The organism is Sphingopyxis sp. 22461, from assembly GCF_052044915.1.
GTDB lineage: Bacteria > Pseudomonadota > Alphaproteobacteria > Sphingomonadales > Sphingomonadaceae > Sphingopyxis.
In genome coordinates this window covers 286,531-302,516 of the sequence record NZ_JBQENY010000001.1, presented here as the reverse complement: position 1 = coordinate 302,516, position 15,986 = coordinate 286,531, and the positions used below count along the sequence as shown (strand labels likewise).

Annotated in this window: 15 protein-coding genes; 8 read left to right on the top strand and 7 right to left on the bottom strand. The window is 65.5% G+C overall.

Features of this window, described 5'->3' with window-relative positions:
* Positions 1–16 precede the first annotated feature (16 nt).
* The 3 genes from ACTJI5_RS01460 to ACTJI5_RS01450 are packed head-to-tail and all read left to right on the top strand — an operon-like array spanning position 17 to position 2,537.
* Complete coding sequence (locus ACTJI5_RS01460; protein ID WP_440859154.1) at positions 17–1,234, top strand: DUF3419 family protein; 1,218 nt, start codon at positions 17–19, stop codon at positions 1,232–1,234.
* 4 nt (positions 1,235–1,238) lie between these two features.
* A complete protein-coding gene (locus ACTJI5_RS01455) occupies positions 1,239–1,898 on the top strand; it encodes a class I SAM-dependent methyltransferase (RefSeq protein ID WP_440859153.1) in 660 nt (219 codons plus the stop codon).
* Between the two features lie 48 nt (positions 1,899–1,946).
* The gene (locus ACTJI5_RS01450; RefSeq protein ID WP_440859152.1) at positions 1,947–2,537 is read left to right on the top strand and encodes a GNAT family N-acetyltransferase; all 591 of its coding nucleotides are present in this window, start codon (positions 1,947–1,949) and stop codon (positions 2,535–2,537) included.
* Between the two features lie 4 nt (positions 2,538–2,541).
* On the opposite strand, the gene ACTJI5_RS01445 is transcribed toward ACTJI5_RS01450, so the two are convergent.
* The 4 genes from ACTJI5_RS01445 to murI all read right to left on the bottom strand — a co-directional run bounded on the left by ACTJI5_RS01445 (position 2,542) and on the right by murI (position 6,720).
* Complete coding sequence (locus ACTJI5_RS01445; protein WP_440859151.1) at positions 2,542–3,795, bottom strand: YceI family protein; 1,254 nt, start codon at positions 3,793–3,795, stop codon at positions 2,542–2,544.
* A gap of 74 nt (positions 3,796–3,869) precedes the next feature.
* Positions 3,870–4,559 carry a nitroreductase gene (locus ACTJI5_RS01440; RefSeq protein ID WP_440859150.1) on the bottom strand — a complete coding sequence of 230 codons (690 nt, stop codon included), beginning with the start codon at positions 4,557–4,559 and terminating at the stop codon, positions 3,870–3,872.
* Positions 4,556–5,776 carry a 5-aminolevulinate synthase gene (gene hemA, locus ACTJI5_RS01435; RefSeq protein WP_058538532.1) on the bottom strand — a complete coding sequence of 407 codons (1,221 nt, stop codon included), beginning with the start codon at positions 5,774–5,776 and terminating at the stop codon, positions 4,556–4,558. The genes ACTJI5_RS01440 and hemA overlap by 4 nt, the downstream gene beginning before the upstream one ends.
* A 137-nt stretch (positions 5,777–5,913) precedes the next feature.
* Positions 5,914–6,720 (bottom strand): glutamate racemase, encoded by an 807-nt coding sequence (gene murI / locus ACTJI5_RS01430; protein ID WP_440859149.1) that lies wholly within the window; start codon positions 6,718–6,720, stop codon positions 5,914–5,916.
* A 163-nt stretch (positions 6,721–6,883) separates the two neighbouring features.
* Between murI and plsY the strand changes: the two genes are divergently transcribed.
* The 5 genes from plsY (at position 6,884) to ACTJI5_RS01405 (ending at position 13,344) form a co-directional block, all read left to right on the top strand.
* Positions 6,884–7,504 carry a glycerol-3-phosphate 1-O-acyltransferase PlsY gene (gene plsY / locus ACTJI5_RS01425; protein ID WP_440859148.1) on the top strand — a complete coding sequence of 207 codons (621 nt, stop codon included), beginning with the start codon at positions 6,884–6,886 and terminating at the stop codon, positions 7,502–7,504.
* Positions 7,501–8,586, top strand: coding sequence for a DNA-processing protein DprA (gene dprA / locus ACTJI5_RS01420; RefSeq protein WP_440859147.1), 1,086 nt, complete (start codon positions 7,501–7,503; stop codon positions 8,584–8,586). Before plsY ends, dprA begins: the two co-directional genes overlap by 4 nt.
* A gap of 157 nt (positions 8,587–8,743) precedes the next feature.
* Positions 8,744–9,409 carry a hypothetical protein gene (locus ACTJI5_RS01415; RefSeq protein WP_440859146.1) on the top strand — a complete coding sequence of 222 codons (666 nt, stop codon included), beginning with the start codon at positions 8,744–8,746 and terminating at the stop codon, positions 9,407–9,409.
* 67 nt (positions 9,410–9,476) lie between these two features.
* On the top strand, positions 9,477–12,041 hold the full coding sequence (gene topA / locus ACTJI5_RS01410; RefSeq protein ID WP_440859145.1) for a type I DNA topoisomerase: 2,565 nt from the start codon (positions 9,477–9,479) through the stop codon (positions 12,039–12,041).
* Between the two features lie 277 nt (positions 12,042–12,318).
* A complete protein-coding gene (locus tag ACTJI5_RS01405) occupies positions 12,319–13,344 on the top strand; it encodes a lipase family protein (RefSeq protein ID WP_440859144.1) in 1,026 nt (341 codons plus the stop codon).
* A gap of 98 nt (positions 13,345–13,442) precedes the next feature.
* On the opposite strand, the gene era is transcribed toward ACTJI5_RS01405, so the two are convergent.
* Genes era through lepB form a run of 3 tightly spaced genes read right to left on the bottom strand, consistent with a single transcriptional unit; the run spans position 13,443 to position 15,828 of the window.
* Positions 13,443–14,336 (bottom strand): GTPase Era, encoded by an 894-nt coding sequence (gene era, locus ACTJI5_RS01400; protein ID WP_056374665.1) that lies wholly within the window; start codon positions 14,334–14,336, stop codon positions 13,443–13,445.
* On the bottom strand, positions 14,333–15,013 hold the full coding sequence (gene rnc, locus ACTJI5_RS01395) for a ribonuclease III (RefSeq protein ID WP_440859143.1): 681 nt from the start codon (positions 15,011–15,013) through the stop codon (positions 14,333–14,335). Before rnc ends, era begins: the two co-directional genes overlap by 4 nt.
* On the bottom strand, positions 15,010–15,828 hold the full coding sequence (gene lepB, locus ACTJI5_RS01390) for a signal peptidase I (RefSeq protein ID WP_058538624.1): 819 nt from the start codon (positions 15,826–15,828) through the stop codon (positions 15,010–15,012). Before lepB ends, rnc begins: the two co-directional genes overlap by 4 nt.
* Between the last annotated feature and the right edge of the window lie 158 nt (positions 15,829–15,986).

Genomic DNA, 15,986 nt, shown 5'->3' with positions numbered 1-15,986 from the left:
CGGGGAACCCATTCGAATGGCCAGCCAACCCAATCGCAAGATCGCCGCCGCCGTCGTTCGCGAGGATGGCGAACAGAAACAACGCCTGCTCGACCGCGCTTTTGCGCTGGCGTTCAAGGGCCTCGTCTATGCCCAGATCTGGGAAGACCCGGTCGTCGACATGGAGGCGCTGGCGATCGCGCCGGGCAACCGGATCGCTACGATCGCGAGCGGGGGCTGCAACGTCTTTTCCTATCTGACGGCCGACCCGGTGGAGATCGTCGCGGTCGACCTCAACACCGCGCATGTTGCCCTCAACAATCTGAAACGCGTCGCGATCCAGCGGCTGCCCGATCACGCCAGCCTTCGCCGCTTTTTTGCCGACGCCGACAGCAGCGGGAACATCGCCGACTATCGCGCCTTCGTCCGTCCGCACCTCGACGAGGTGAGCCGGCGCTATTGGGAAGGCCGCGACCTCGTCGGGCGGCGCCGGATCAACGGCTTTGCGCACGGGCTTTACAAGCGCGGATTGCTCGGCAGCTTTATCGGGCTCGCCCACCTGGTCGCGCGGATGCACCGCGTCGATCCGCGCCAGTTCCTCGAAGCAAAGACGATCGAGGAACAGCGCGCGATTTTCGAGACGAAGTTTGCGCCTTTCTTCGACCGCAAGTTCATCCGCTGGGTTACCGACCAGCGCTCGTCGCTGTTCGGGCTGGGCATTCCGCCGACCCAATATGACGCGCTGGCGGACGGGAAGCCGATGGCCGATGTCCTGCGCGCGCGCCTCGAAAAACTGACCTGCGACTTCCCACTCGAGGACAATTATTTCGCCTGGCAGGCCTTTGGCCGCAGCTATGGAAAGGGTGCGGGGGCGTCATTGCCGCCCTATTTGCAGGCAGTCCATTATGCCGCCGTCCGCGCGCGCGCCGAGCGGGTCACGATGCTGCACGCGAATATGACCGACATGCTGGCCGCCGCCGACGCCGCGAGCTTCGACCGCTATATCTTCCTCGACGCGCAGGACTGGATGAGCGACGCGCAATTGACCGCGCTGTGGAGCGAGGTCGCGCGCACCGCGCGTCCCGGCGCGCGCGTTCTCTTCCGTACCGCTGCCGAACCGACGTTGCTCCCCGGGCGGCTCCCCGACGACCTGCTGCGGCGGTGGGATTATCGCGCGGCTGAATCGCTTGCATTTACGCGGCGCGATCGTTCGGCCATTTATGGCGGGGTCCATCTCTATATCCTGAAAGACTGATGCCATGACCGGGGGGGAGGGTCACGCCGCACGTATGGACGGCGTCTATCGCGGTCAGCGGCATATCTATGACCTGACGCGCAAATATTATCTGTTGGGGCGCGACCGGTTGATCGACGAGCTGACGCCGCCGGTCGGCGGGCATGTGCTGGAAATCGGCTGCGGCACCGGGCGCAACCTGATCGCGGCGGCGCGCTGCTGGCCCGGCGCAAAATTCCATGGCATCGATATTTCGGAAGAAATGCTGAAGACCGCGCGCGCCGCGATCGCCCACGCGGGGCTGACCCGAAGGGTGAGCGTGGCGCAGGCCGACGCGACGGGTTTCGATCCGAACGCGCTGTTCCGCACCGCCAGTTTCGACCGCATCTTTCAAAGCTATACGCTGTCGATGATCCCCGACTGGCAAGGCGCGATCCGCGAAGCGATGTGCCACCTGTCGACCTATGGATCGCTGCACATTGTCGATTTCGGGCAACAGGAGGATATGCCCGACTGGTTCCGCGCTGCGCTGTTCGCCTGGCTCGCGCGCTTTCATGTCGAGCCGCGCGCGCTGTTGATCGAAGCGGCGCGCGAGGCTGCGAACGACGCCGGCGCGCGGCTCGCGGTGACGCGCCTTTATCGCGGCTATGCGTGGGCGTTGCGGCTCGACAAACGCCCGCGCTAGCCTTGCCAAGCGGCGCAACAGCTGCTCCTCTCATTTGGGGGAGGCGCAATGACCGATATGATCTTGCCGGCGAGGACCGCCGAACTGCCGTCGATTGCCGAAACGCTGGCGCAGGCCTTTCAGACCGACCCCGCGCTATCGTGGATCTTGCCCGATCCCGATCATCGCGCCCGCGCGCTCCGCAGCCTGTTTCGGACCCTTGTCCCCGCCGACGTCCGTGCAGGGATCGCGCTGCGCTCGCCGGGCAACGAGGCGGCGGCGCTCTGGCGCACACCGGGACAGGCGCATAGCGGTACAGTCGAATTCCTGCGCACCGTCATCCCGCTCGTCGCGACCTTCGGCACCGCTCTGCCGCGCGGGCTGAAGGTGCAGGGCAGCATCGACGCCCACCGGCCCAAGGGGCGCTTCTGGTATCTCCATTATGTCGGCGTCCGCCCCGACCATCAGGGCAAGGGGCATGGCGGGCGGATTATCCGCGCGCAGACCGCTGTTGCGGATGCCGAAGGTCTGCCCTGTTGGCTGGAGACCGCGACGCCCGAAAATGTACCTCTCTACGAGCGGCTGGGCTTCATCACGCAAGTGGAGTGGGACGTCCCCGACGGCCCGCATTTCTGGGGCATGATGCGCCCGTCATCCTGATCGATCAGGACGCCGGGCGCGTCGCGTTGAAGGAAAAGGCGATATCCACCGCGGCGGCGATCGCGTCGGTTGCCGCCCATTCGCCCTGACCGACGCCAAAGGCGGTGCGATCGATGCGCGCAGTTCCGGCAACGCGTGCGCGGTCGCCGTCGATGCGCAGCGTGAAGCGCAGGGTCGCGGGCTTGCTGGCGCCGCGCAGGTCGAGCGTGCCGCGCGCTTCATATTTGTCCCCGCCAAGGTGGCGGATGTCGCGCGCGGCAAAGACCGCGCTCGGGTGTGCGCCGACATCGAAGAAATCGCTGCTCTTCAGCGAATCGTCGCGCTGGCCGTCGCCGGTGTCGGCCGAAGCGAGGTCGACCGTGACGCGAATGGTCGATTTGGCGAGCTCGTCGGGGCTGAAACGGATCGCGGCGCGCCAGCGATCGAAACGGCCATCGACCGCTTCGCCGTTCCAACGCGCCGTAAAGCCGAGCCGTCCGCCGGGCGCGACCGTCCAGTCGGCGAGCGGCTGGGCTGTATCCTCCGGCACTTCCTCCGCCGCCTCGATCGCCGTCGTTTCGTCATCCTTCGCTACGGGAACGATAGCCGATGTGGTTGGCGTGGCGACCGAAGGCGGCGCCGCTTTTTTGGCAGCGGGCCGGGGCCGTTCGGGATAGACCGTCTGGCCCGCGACAAAAGCAGCACCGACGAGCGCCAGCGCGCCGATGGCGACCCCCGCGGCCTTGCCGCGCGCAAAGGGAAGCATTCGTTGGAGTTCGGGCTTGCCGAGCAGCCACTGGTGACGCAGCGCACCCGCGATATGGAGCGCGAACAGTCCGATCGCGAGCCAAGCCATCGCGCCGTGGATCGATTCCGCGGGTTCGTGCCAGCTCCGGCCAACGGGCAGGTGTGGCCAGGGGATGAGGCCGTAGAGCAAAGTCGGCACCTGAACCCGCGCGGTTGAGACGAGCAGCCACCCCGTGAGGGGGCCGAGGATCATCACCAGGTAGAAAAGCCAGTGGACCGTGCTGGCGAGCGCGCGCGTCCATACCGGGCCGTCGGATGCGGGCGGGCGCGGTGTGAACAGGCGCGCCGCAAGGCGCGCAAGGCTGAGCAGCAGGATCGTGATGCCGATCGATTTGTGCAGCTGGTATCGCGCGAACAATTCGGGGCTGTTATTCCCCTCAAGCGCCCAGCCGAGCGCGATCTGGAATGCCAGCAGCAATGCGATGAGCCAGTGAAGCGTGATGGCGGTATAGCTATAACGCTGTGTCGACATGACAATCTTTCGCGACCGGGGAGGGGATTCGGCCTCCACCCTATCGCGTCATGCAGAGCTTGTCGAAGGGTGCGCTAGTCGTCGAAGCCGACGAACCGCACCGCGTCATCGACGCTCTTGCGGTTCGACACCACCGCATTGGCCGGAAAATCGGCATCGGGCCAGCCCATCGCGACGCAGATCATGATGACCTGATCGTCGGGGATGCGCGCATGCTCGCGCACGACGGGGCTTTGCATGATGCCCTGGCTGTTGATCACGCAGCCAAGCCCGCGCGACCAGGCGGCGTTGACGAGCGCGTTGGTGACGGCACCGCAATCGAACGGTGCGATGTCGCTGCCCAGCAACACGCGGTCATAGGTGACGACGACGCTCACCGGCGCGTCGAACTGGCGGAAACCGCGGAGCAGCCAGTCCTGCCGCCCATCCTTGTCGTCGCGCTGAATGCCCATCGCGCCGAAAAGCTGCTTCGCGATCTCGATCTGGCGGGCGCGATGATCGTCGGCGATGCCGTCGAAGCGGCGGAATTCGCGGCTGTCGGGATTGCCCGCGAGGATGCCGTCGGTGTTGCCCCGCCGGATCGCCGCGAGCGGTTCGCCTGTGACGACGGAAAAATTCCAGCATTGGTTGTTGAACGACGAGGGCGCACGCATCGCGACCCCGAGGATTTCGGCAATCAATGCCTTCGGAACGGGCTTGTCGAGGAAGCCGCGGATCGAGCGGCGTCCGACGACGACGTCATCGAAACCGGGTGCCGTCGTCACGCGGCCTTCTGAAGCTGCAGTTCGAGCCGGTCCCAGATCTCGACCAGCGCGCTCGTCAGCTCGCGCATCATCGCCTCGTCATGAGCGGGACCCGGGGTGAAGCGCAGGCGTTCGGTGCCGCGCGGCACGGTCGGGAAATTGATCGGCTGCACATAGACTCCATATTCGGCGAGCAATATGTCGCTGATCTTCTTCGCGCGCACCGGGTCGCCGACCATCAGCGGGACGATGTGCGTCGTCGAATCCATCACCGGCAGGCCGGCGTCGCGGAAGCATTGCTTGAGGTAAGCCGCGGCTTCCTGCTGCGCGTCGCGTTCGACGCTCGACGCCTTCAGGTGGCGCACGCTCGCGAGCACACCCGCGACGAGCACCGGCGACAGGCTGGTCGTGAAGATGAAGCCCGGCGCATAGCTGCGGATCACGTCGATGATATTCTTGTCGGCGGCGATATAGCCGCCCATCACGCCGAACGCCTTGCCGAGCGTGCCCTCGATGATGGTGATGCGATCGGCCGCTTCATCGCGGTCCGAAATGCCGCCGCCGCGCGGGCCGTACATGCCGACGGCATGGACTTCGTCGCAATAGGTCAGCGCATTATATTTGTCGGCGAGGTCACAGATCGCGTGGATCGGGGCGACGTCGCCGTCCATCGAATAGACGCTTTCGAACGCGATCAGCTTCGCTGCCTCGGGATCGTCGGCGGCGAGCAGTTCCTCAAGATGTTCAAGGTCATTGTGGCGCCACACGCGCTTTTCACAGCCCGAGTTGCGGATGCCCGCGATCATCGACGCGTGATTGAGCTCGTCCGAATAGATGATGCAGTTCGGGAGCAGCTTGCCGAGCGTGCCGAGCGTCGCTTCGTTCGAGATATACCCCGAGGTGAACAGCAGCGCACCATCCTTGCCGTGGAGGTCGGCGAGTTCATGCTCGAGATCGATATGATAATGCGTGTTGCCGCCGATGTTGCGCGTGCCGCCCGAACCGGCGCCGACGTCGTGCAGCGCGCCTTCCATCGCCTCGATGACCTTGGGATGCTGGCCCATCGCGAGATAGTCGTTCGAGCACCAGACGGTGATCGGCTTCGGCCCGTTGTGGCCGGCAAAGCAGCGTGCGTTCGGAAAAGCACCGCGATTACGCAGGATGTCGATAAAGACGCGGTAGCGTCCTTCTTCATGCAGCCGGTCGATGGCCCGAGCGAAGATGTCGTTATAGTTCACGTTTCAGCCCCGCAGTCAGGTGCCAATCAGGCTCTTGGGCCGCTCCCTCCGGCGGCGATTAACAGGCGGGCCAATAACGCCGAATCTGGCTGAAATCCAGTGCGAACGATTCGCAACTTATGGGACAAATTGTCCTATCAGATCGTCTCGATCGAGCCGATGCCATAGGGAGCCAGCGCGGCGAGCGGCGGCGGCGGGTGGTCGTCGCTGCGGGTAAAGACCGCGACACCGGGGGCGGCCGCGGCGGGCCACGGCTGGCCTTCGGTCAGATAGGCGATGCGCCGTGCGATGCCCGCGGCGCCATCAATCAGGGTCACCCCGGGCCCCGCCGCAGCCTGCAATTCGTCCTGCAACAACGGAAAATGCGTGCAGGCGAGGACTATCACGTCGATCCGGTCGCCGCCGGGCTGGTCGCGCAGGCCCGCAATCGCGCGCGCGATCGTGTCGGGATCTACCGCCTCGCCACGCAGCTTCGCCTCTGCGCCGGTAACCAGACCCGGGCTGCCGTGGCGCAGCACGGTCTTGCTGTCCGCAAACCTGGCGCTGAGATCGTCGACATAGGGCTGGCGCACCGTCGCCTCGGTTCCGAGCACGCCGATGACGCCGCTTTTGGTGAGTTCGGCGGCGGGCTTGATCGCGGGCACGGTGCCGACGATCGGCAGGTCGAGCGCGGCACGGACGTGGGCAAGGGCGATCGTCGAGGCGGTGTTGCACGCGATGACCGCAAGCCGCGGCTGATAGCGTTCGACGAGGCGGCCGAGCAGCGCGGGAACCCGTGCGGCGAGTTCGTCGTTGCTCTTCTTGCCATAGGGCAGCCCGGCATAATCGGCGGCGTAGACGAACGGCGCGGTCTGAAGCAGCGCGCGCGTCGGACCCAGCACGGTGAGCCCGCCAAGGCCGCTGTCGAAGAAGAGAATGGGCGCATCGGGCGCGGGAGCGTTCATGGGCTTTCGCCTAGCAGCGGAAAGAGCGGTGCTCAATTGCTTCCCGTCGCCCCCGCGAAGGCGGGGGCGACGGGTTAATCCGTTTTGGCGGCCAAGCCATCCTAATCCGTTGATTGCATCGTCCAACATCGCCACACTGGTGCCGAACGGAGCGGGGAGCGTCATGACTTTATATTTGCTGATTGCCGCGGGCTATCTGTTGGGGTCGATCCCGTTCGGCGTGATCCTGACGCGCCTGTTCGGTGCGGGCGACCTCCGCCAGATCGGGTCGGGCAATATCGGCGCGACCAATGTGTTGCGCACCGGGCGCAAGGGGCTGGCGGCGGCGACGCTGATCCTCGACGGCGCAAAGGGCGCGGTGGCGGTGCTGCTCGCGCGCCATTTCGTCCCCGAACTCGGCGACCATGCCGCGATGATCGCGGGCGCCGCGGCGATGATCGGCCATTGCTATCCCGTGTGGCTGAAATTTCGCGGTGGGAAGGGCGTTGCGACATTGCTCGGCCTTGCGCTCGCGCTCGCCTGGCCGATCGGGCTGGTGTTCGCCATCGTGTGGCTCGGCACCGTCCTGCTGCTGCGTATCTCGTCGCTCGGCGGGATGCTCGGCGCGGTGTCGGCGCCGCTCGCCGCGCTTGCCTTCGGCCATCAGGTTTATGCCATTGGCCTTGCCGGTCTCGCGGTGATCGTATTGTGGCGGCACCGCGAAAATATCGCACGGCTGCGCGCCGGGACCGAGCCGCGGGTCGGCGGAAAGAAAGACGGCCCCAAAGGAGCCGGCGGAGCGTGACCCACGCCGAGCGGCTGGCGCGGCTGCGGCTGATCCGCACGCCGCATGTCGGCCCGGTCAGCTGGCATCAGCTCATGCTGCGCTTCGGATCGGGCGAGGCCGCGCTCGATGCGCTGCCTGATCTCGTCCTGCGCGGCGGGGCAGGGAAGGCGCGCATCGCACCGGTCGAGGCCGCCGAGCGTGAGATCGAGCGCGTGGCCCAATTGGGCGCGCGCCATATCTTCAGCGACGAGGATGGCTATTCACCGATGCTGCGCGAGGTCGAGGGCGCGCCGCCCGTCGTCGTCGTGCGCGGCGATACCGCGATGCTGCGGCGTCCGTGCGTTGCGATCGTCGGCGCGCGCAATGCATCAGCGATCGCGTGCCGCTTTGCGCGGCAGCTCGCCGCCGATCTGGCGGCGCGCGACGTGACGGTGATTAGCGGGCTGGCGCGCGGGGTCGACACCGCCGCGCATATCGGCGCGCTCGGCGGATCGACCGTTGGCGTCATCGCGAGCGGAATCGACATCGCCTTTCCGCCCGAAAACGCCGCGCTGCAGGAAAAGATCGCGAGCGACCAGTTGCTGATCGCCGAACAGCCGCCCGGAACCGAGCCGCTGGCACGTCATTTCCCGTCGCGCAACCGCATCATCGCCGGGGTCGCGCACGGAACGGTGGTGATCGAGGCGGCGCCCCGGTCGGGATCGCTGATCACCGCGCGCCGCGCCGGCGACTATGGACGCGAGGTGATGGCGGTGCCGGGCTCGCCGCTCGACCCGCGCGCGCAGGGCTGCAACCTGCTGATCCGCGAGGGCGCGACGCTGATCCAGACGGTCGACGATGTGCTCGAAGCGGTCGGGCCGATCGACGCGCGCATGGTCCGCGAACCGGTGCAGCGTTACGCCGCCGCGCCCGCGCCGGTGGACGCGGGCGAGGGCGAACGGCGGTCGCTGATCGACCTGCTCGGCCCGACGCCGGTCGCGGTCGATGAATTGGTGCGGCAGTCGGGACAGAATGCTTCGACGGTGCAGCTCGTCCTGCTCGAACTCGAGCTGGCGGGCCGGGTCGAGCGCCATGCCGGAGCGAAGATTTCTCTCATGTGACCCGGCGATCGGGAAATCATCCGTAGCGACGGCAGGCAGGATGCGGGCAAATGCATCCTGCCCCCGCATCGGGCGGGTGCAAGGCCAAATCCTTCTTGACGGGATAGCGAGGCACCAGCCACCCTTGCGCGCCTGAGAACGGGGCCGGGGGAATAAAATGCAATTCGATGCCAGCTTGGTCGCGCCGGTGGCGCGCGATACATTTGTCCACATCAAAGCGAATTGGCGGACGTTCGCGCTGATTTTTCTGGCGTCGACGACGGCGGGCGTTGGGATGGACCTCAGTCCAGCGCTCGGCGAAGCCGCGCTCCTCTACGTTTTCGCTTTCATGTTCTTCAACCTCTTCTTGCAAGCCTGCATCATCATCGCGGTCTTGAACAGCGGCGGGCAGATCGTTCCATCACGGAAATGGCGGATCGCTTCGCTGTTCGGCGTCGGGCTGGTGACCGGGCTCGGGATTGCGTTCGGACTGCTGGTGCTGGTCCTCCCCGGGATATTTTTCGCTGGCCGCTGGTTTCTCGCCGCCCCGGCGCTTTTCGCCGAAGATATATCGGTGTCCGAAGCGATCCAGGCGAGTTGGGATGCGACCGAGCAGCATTGGCTGGCGTGCTCGATCATCGCCGTGGTGATCTTCCTGTGCCAGGGGGTGCCGCTTGTCGCCGGCATGTATCTCGTCCCAGAGGGCGACATCACGCGCATTGGAACGCTGTTGGTCACAAATGCATTGTCGCAGGCCGCGTGGGTCTTTGGTATCGCCGCCGCCGCTACCATGTATCTGACCATCGGTCGCCGCACGACCCGCAGCGCCGAAATTTTCGGTTGACGCGGCGCCCGTCGGCGCCACCCTCACGCGTACGTACGTAAGGCACAGTCAGAACTAAAGGTTTTTCATGCAATTGGTAATTGTGGAATCGCCCGCCAAGGCGAAGACGATCGAGAAATATCTGGGGCGCGATTTCAAGGTGCTGGCGTCCTATGGCCATGTCCGCGACCTGCCGCCCAAGGACGGGTCGGTCGATCCCGACGACGGCTTCGCGATGCAGTGGCAGCTGTATCCCGACAAGACGAAGCGGATGAAGGAAATCCAGGATGCGGCAAAGACCGCCGACCGATTGATTCTCGCGACTGACCCTGATCGCGAGGGCGAAGCGATCAGCTGGCATGTGCAGGAATTGCTGCGCAGCAAAAAGGCGCTGCCCGCCGAGGTCGACCGCGTCACCTTCAACGCGATCACCAAGGATGCGGTGCTCACCGCGATGGCGCAGCCGCGCGCGCTCGACGACGATCTGATCGACGCCTATCGCGCCCGCCGCGCGCTCGATTATCTCGTCGGTTTTACGCTGTCGCCCGTGCTGTGGCGCAAGCTGCCCGGCGCCAAATCAGCGGGCCGCGTCCAGTCGGTTACGCTGCGCATGATCGTCGAACGCGAGCGCGAAATCGAAGCCTTTGTTGCGCAGCAATATTGGTCGATCACCGGCCTGTTCGAAATGTCGGGCACGCCATTCAAGGCGCGCCTTGCGCAATGGCGCGGCGACAAGATCGAGCGGCTGTCGATCACCAGCGAAGCCGATGCGCGCGCCGCCGAAGCCGATGTGAAGGCGGGGCATTTCACCGTCGATGCGGTTGAAACCAAGCCGCTCACGCGCAACCCGCCGCCGCCCTTCACGACGTCGACGCTGCAACAGGAGGCCGCGCGCAAGCTGGGCTTTTCCGCCAGCCACACGATGCGGGTCGCGCAAGGACTCTATGAGGACGGCGCGATCACTTACATGCGAACCGACGGCGTCCAGATGGACGGCGCCGCGATCAGCGCGGCGCGCGCCGCCATCGCGAACCGCTATGATGGCGGCTACGTCCCCGACAAACCGCGCCTCTATCAGACCAAGGCAAAAAATGCCCAGGAGGCGCACGAGGCGATCCGTCCAACCGACTTTTCAAAGGACAAGGCGGGCAGCGGCGATCATGCACGGCTGTACGAACTGATCTGGAAGCGCGCGATGGCGAGCCAGATGGCCTCGGCGCGGTTGGAGCGGACCAGCATCGACCTGACCGACGGCACCGGAAAAACGATGATGCGCGCCACCGGGCAGGTCATCAAATTCCCCGGTTTTCTTGCGCTGTATGACGAAGGCCGCGATGACAGCAGCGACGATGATGACGCACGTTTGCTGCCCGCAATGGCCAGGGGCGATGCACCCGCGAAGACGGGGGTCGAGGTCGAAAGCCACGAAACCCAGCCGCCGCCGCGCTATTCCGAAGCCAGCATGGTCAAGAAGATGGAAGAGCTGGGGATTGGGCGTCCATCGACCTGGGCGGCGATCCTGCAGGTTCTGAAGGATCGCGCCTATGTGACGGTCGAAAAGAATCGCTTCATTCCGGAAGAAAGCGGGCGGTTGCTGACGGCGTTCCTCGAACGTTTTTTTGCGCGCTATGTCGAATATGATTACACCGCCGGGCTCGAGGAAGAGCTCGACGACGTGTCGGGCGGCCGCGCACAGTGGCAGGCGGTGCTCGAACGCTTCTGGCGCGACTTCAAGCCGCGCACCGGCGAGGTGATGGAGCAGAAGCCGTCGGAGATTACCGCGGCGCTCGACGAATTCCTCGGCCCCTATCTCTTCCCCGACAAGGGCGACGGCAGCGACCCGCGCATCTGCCCCAATTGCGGCACCGGCAAGCTCGCGCTGCGCGGCGGCAAGTTCGGGCCGTTCATCGCGTGCAGCAATTATCCCGACTGCAAATATACGCGGAAATTTGCGCAGCCGGGCGGCAGTGACGGTGCCGATACCGGCCCCGAGACGATGGGCACCGACCCCGAGTCCGGGCTGGAGGTTACCAAGCGCAGCGGGCGTTTCGGTCCCTATATCCAGCTCGGCGACGGCAAGGAGGCAAAGCGCTCGTCGATCCCGAAGGATATCCCGGGCGAGGATTTCGATCTCGATTATGCGATCCGGCTCTTGAACCTGCCGCGCGAGGTCGGGGTGCACCCCGAAAGCGGCAAGCCGATCATGGCGGGGCTGGGGCGCTATGGCCCCTATCTGCTCCACGACGGCAAATATGCGAAGCTGACCGGCACCGCCGAAATCTTTGACATCGGCATGAACACCGCGGTCGTCCGCATCGCCGAAGCGGCAGCCGGCGGCGGGCGCGGGCGCACCAAGGCCGAACCGCTCAACACCTTCGGCCCGCATCCGACGAGCGGAGGCGAGATGAAGCTGATGGAAGGGCGCTTCGGTCCGTACGTCACCGACGGCACGACCAACGCGACGCTGCCCAAGAGCGCCGACCCCGCGACGCTGACGCTCGAAGAGGCGATCGCGCTGATCGACGCACGCGCGGCAAAGGGGCCGGCGAAGGGCAAGAAGAAAGCAGCGCCAAAGAAGGCTGCGGCGAAGAAGGCCCCAGCCAAGAAAGCGCCTGCAAAGAAGGCTCCGGCGAAGAAGAAGGCGGCCGAATAACGCCGGCGGAAAGGCATTCACCCCTTTATCTCGTCATTCCCGCGAAAGCGGAACCCAGCTGCAACGGTTGCTCGCTGGGTTCCCGCTTTCGCGGGAATGACGAATTTTTGGGGGACGTTACAGTCCGCGTTCCCGTCGCCGCCAAGCCGTGTTACGGTGGTCATCCGGGAGACTGTCCATGCGCCACCTGCTTGCCGCCGCCCTGATTACCATATTCTCGGTATTTTCGTTGCCCGCCGCGGCGCAGTCTTCCCGATATTTGATCTCCGCCCAGCCCATGACCGACGCGCCCCCGGGCGTGCAGGCGTGGCGCGTGCAATATTGGACCACCAACGGCAATGGCCAACGCTTCGCCGTCACCGGCATCGTTGCCGCCCCGATGGAGGCGATTCCGCCGCGTCCGCGCCGCGTGATCGCCTGGACCCACGGCGCCTGGGGCGTCGCCGGGAAATGCGCGCCCTCGCTCAGCCCGAATTTCTTCGCCGCCACCGCGGGGATCGATGCGGTGCGCAGCGGTTATGTCGTCGTCGCGCCCGATTATATCGGCCTTGCCAACCCGACGATGCATCCGTTCCTCGTCGGCCCGGACACAGCGCAGTCGGTCCTCGACGGCGTGCGTGCAGCGCGCGAAATCCCCGGCGCTGCTGCCGGCGCCGATTTTGCGGTCTGGGGTGAATCGCAGGGAGGCCATGCAGCGCTCTGGACCGCAATCGCCGCGCGTTCCTATGCCCCCGATTTGCGGCTCATCGCGACCGCAGCGGCCGCCCCGCCAACCGATCTCGCCGCCAATCTCCGCGAAGGCAGCGACAAGAATGCGCGTGCGCTGCTCTTGTCCTTCACGCTGCACAGCTGGTCGACGCTCTATGGCTTTTCGCTCGATTCCATCGCCAACCGCACGAACCAGGGCATCATTCATCGGCTCGCCGAGAATAATTGCGTGAGCTTCGACAAGAAGCCGAAGCTCGGCACCATCCTCGGCATCCTCACCATCGTCCGCGCAACGAAGAACAAGGATATCGCGCAGATCGAGCCCTTCGGCTCCTTCGCGCGCACCAACAGCGTCGATCCCGCGCGCGTGCCGGGGCCGCTGCTGATCGCGCAGAGCCGCAACGACACGATCGTCGCGCCGGCGGTCACGCGCAAGTTCGCCAAATCGGTCTGCCGGCGCGGAACGCCGCTGCGCTGGATCGACATGACGGGCGATCACGGGGCAAGCGCGCGCGAAAGTTCGCAGGAAACGATCGGCTGGATCACCTCGCGCTTCGATGGTAACCCGCCGCCGAACGACTGCCGGCGGATTTAACTCCTCTGTTCGTCATCCTCGCTGATGCGGGGATCAAGCTTCAGCGACCGCGAGAAAAAAGCGGGATTCCCGCATTCGCGGGAATGACGAGGAAAGGGTCAATCGACCCAATCAAGCCCCATGTCGCGATAGACGCCGCGGTCCTCGTCCCAGTTCGCCTTGACCTTGACGTGCAGGAACAGGTGGACCTTGCGGCCGAGCAACTCGGTCAGCTCGGCGCGCGACTTGCTGCCGATCTCCTTGATCCGCTCGCCCTTGTGGCCGAGGATGATCGCGCGCTGGTTGTCACGCGCGACAAGGATTTGCTGGTGGATTTCGGCGCTGCCGTCGGGGCGCGTCGTGAACTTCTCGGTCTCGACGGTCGACTGGTACGGCAGTTCCTCGTGGAGCTGGCGATAGAGCTGCTCGCGCGTGATTTCGGCCGCGAGCATACGCTCAGGCGCGTCGCTGACCTCGTCCTCGGGAAAATGCCAGTGGCCTTCGGGCATCAGCGCCGCCAGCGTCGCCTTGAGTTCGGGAACGCCGTCGCCCGTGCTCGCCGAGATGAAGAAGGTTTCGTCGAATTTGACGCGCTCGTTGAGCTGCGTCGCGATCGTCAGCAATTTGTCCTTCTTGGTCAGGTCGACCTTGTTGAGGACGAGGAACTTCTTCTCGGGCCGCCCCTCGATCCCTTGCAACACGCGCTCGGCGCGTTCGCCGAGCTTCGCCGCGGCGTCGATCATCACGAGGATCGCTTCGGCCTGGTCGAGGCTATTCCACGCCGCCGCGACCATCGCGCGGTCGAGCCGGCGCGTCGGGGCGAAGATACCCGGCGTGTCGATCAGCACGATCTGTGTCTCGCCGTCCATCGCAACGCCCATCAGGCGGGTGCGCGTCGTCTGCGCCTTCGGGCTGACGATCGCGACCTTCTGGCCGACGAGCGCGTTGACGATCGTCGATTTGCCCGCGTTGGGCGCGCCGACGACGGCGACAAATCCGCAACGGTGGGTCATAACTTCATTCCTTCGAGTTCGGCGAGCAAGGCCGCCGCCGCGGCTTTTTCGGCCGCTTGTTTTGAGGCGCCCTCGGCTTCGGCACGCGCGAGCTTGCCGATACTGACCGCGATGCGAAAGCGCGGCGCATGGTCGGGGCCTTCGCGCGCGATGATTTCATATTCGGGCGGGCGGCGTTTGCGCGCCAGCGCCCATTCCTGAAGCGCCGCCTTGGGATGCTTGGGTGCTTCCTGCTGGCCGTCGATCATATCATCCCAGTGGGTGAGGATGAAGCGGCGTGCGGCGTCGGCGCCCTGATCGAGATAGAGTGCGCCGATCAGCGCCTCGATCGCGTCGGCGGCGATATTGTCGCTATACCGTCCGCCATCGCTCCGCGCCTGCGCGCCAAAGCGGACGAGGTCGGTGAGCTTCAGCCGCTGCGCGATCGCGGCGCAGGTCGCGCCCGATGCCAGCACGTGCAGGCGCGACGACATCTCGCCCTCGCTCGCCGAGGGAAAGCGCGTGTAGAGCTCGGAGGCGATGACGAGCCCGAGCACGCGGTCGCCGAGGAATTCGAGCCGCTGATAATCGGCACGCCCGGTGCTGCCGTGCGTCAGCGCCAGATCGTAGAGCGCCGGGTCGTCCGGGGTGCAGCCGATGATCTCGGCGAGCGCCCCGGTGTTAAGCGGATCGTTCAAAAACCGTCCCCGATGCGGCCCCAGCGCGCGGCGGTGAACCAGCTGATCGGGTTGATCCAGCTCGCCGATCCGTCGGTCGAGAACATGCCGACCAGTGCGTGGCCGACCAGGTTTTCCTCGGGAACGAGGCCGATGCCCTGATTTTCCATCGCGGGGAAACGGCTGTCGGCGCTGCGGTCGCGGTTGTCGCCCATCAGGAACAGATGGCCCGCAGGCACGACGACAAGCGGGGTATTGTCCTCGGGGATCGTCGTGATGTCGAGGATGTTATAGCTTTTGCCGCTCGGCAGCGTTTCCTTGAACTGCTTGTAGCGGCACTGGCGCTGGCCGTCGGCGGCGACTTCCTCGAACTCGGGCGAATAGCAGGGCAGGGTGCCCGTCATGCGCGAGGCTTCGACCATGTTCGGCGTCACCGGAATGACGAAATCGGCGATGGCTTCGCGCTTCAGCGGCTTGCCGTTCAGCCAGACGATGCCCTCTTTCACCTGCACGCTGTCGCCGGGCAGGCCGATCACGCGCTTGATATAATCATTGTCGGCGACCGGCGGCGCCTTGAACACGACGACGTCGCCGCGTTCGGGGGTACGCGCGAAAATCCGGCCCGGGATCAGCGGCGCGCTGAACGGCAGGCTGTATTTCGAATAGCCATAAGCCATCTTGTTCACGAGCAGATAGTCGCCGATCAGCAGCCGCGGCTGCATCGATTCCGACGGGATGTTGAACGGCGACAGGAAAAAGCTGCGGAAAATCAGCACCGCGATCGCGAGCAGCGCGAGGAAGCGGACGGTGTCGACCGCCTCTTCCTTGGCGGACACCGGTGCCGGGGTCGGGGACGACGGCGCGGGTCCGGTCGGGGGCGTGACATCGGCGGTAAAGCTGGCTTGGGTCATGCCGCGCATTGGCGATGAATAGGTTGCCACGTCAAGCAAATATCGGTGGACGACACTGGCGCGCGGGTGGCCGTGGGCTTAGA

Bases quoted from the DNA above. Each gene is read 5' to 3' on its own strand.
- ACTJI5_RS01460 (WP_440859154.1), top strand. From the start codon at position 17: ATGGCCAGCCAACCCAATCGCAAGATCGCCGCCGCCGTCGTTCGCGAG.
- ACTJI5_RS01455 (WP_440859153.1), top strand. From the start codon at position 1,239: ATGACCGGGGGGGAGGGTCACGCCGCACGTATGGACGGCGTCTATCGC.
- ACTJI5_RS01450 (WP_440859152.1), top strand. From the start codon at position 1,947: ATGACCGATATGATCTTGCCGGCGAGGACCGCCGAACTGCCGTCGATT.
- ACTJI5_RS01445 (WP_440859151.1), bottom strand. From the start codon at position 3,795: ATGTCGACACAGCGTTATAGCTATACCGCCATCACGCTTCACTGGCTC.
- murI (WP_440859149.1), bottom strand. From the start codon at position 6,720: ATGAACGCTCCCGCGCCCGATGCGCCCATTCTCTTCTTCGACAGCGGC.
- plsY (WP_440859148.1), top strand. From the start codon at position 6,884: ATGACTTTATATTTGCTGATTGCCGCGGGCTATCTGTTGGGGTCGATC.
- ACTJI5_RS01415 (WP_440859146.1), top strand. From the start codon at position 8,744: ATGCAATTCGATGCCAGCTTGGTCGCGCCGGTGGCGCGCGATACATTT.
- topA (WP_440859145.1), top strand. From the start codon at position 9,477: ATGCAATTGGTAATTGTGGAATCGCCCGCCAAGGCGAAGACGATCGAG.
- ACTJI5_RS01405 (WP_440859144.1), top strand. From the start codon at position 12,319: ATGACCGACGCGCCCCCGGGCGTGCAGGCGTGGCGCGTGCAATATTGG.
- era (WP_056374665.1), bottom strand. From the start codon at position 14,336: ATGACCCACCGTTGCGGATTTGTCGCCGTCGTCGGCGCGCCCAACGCG.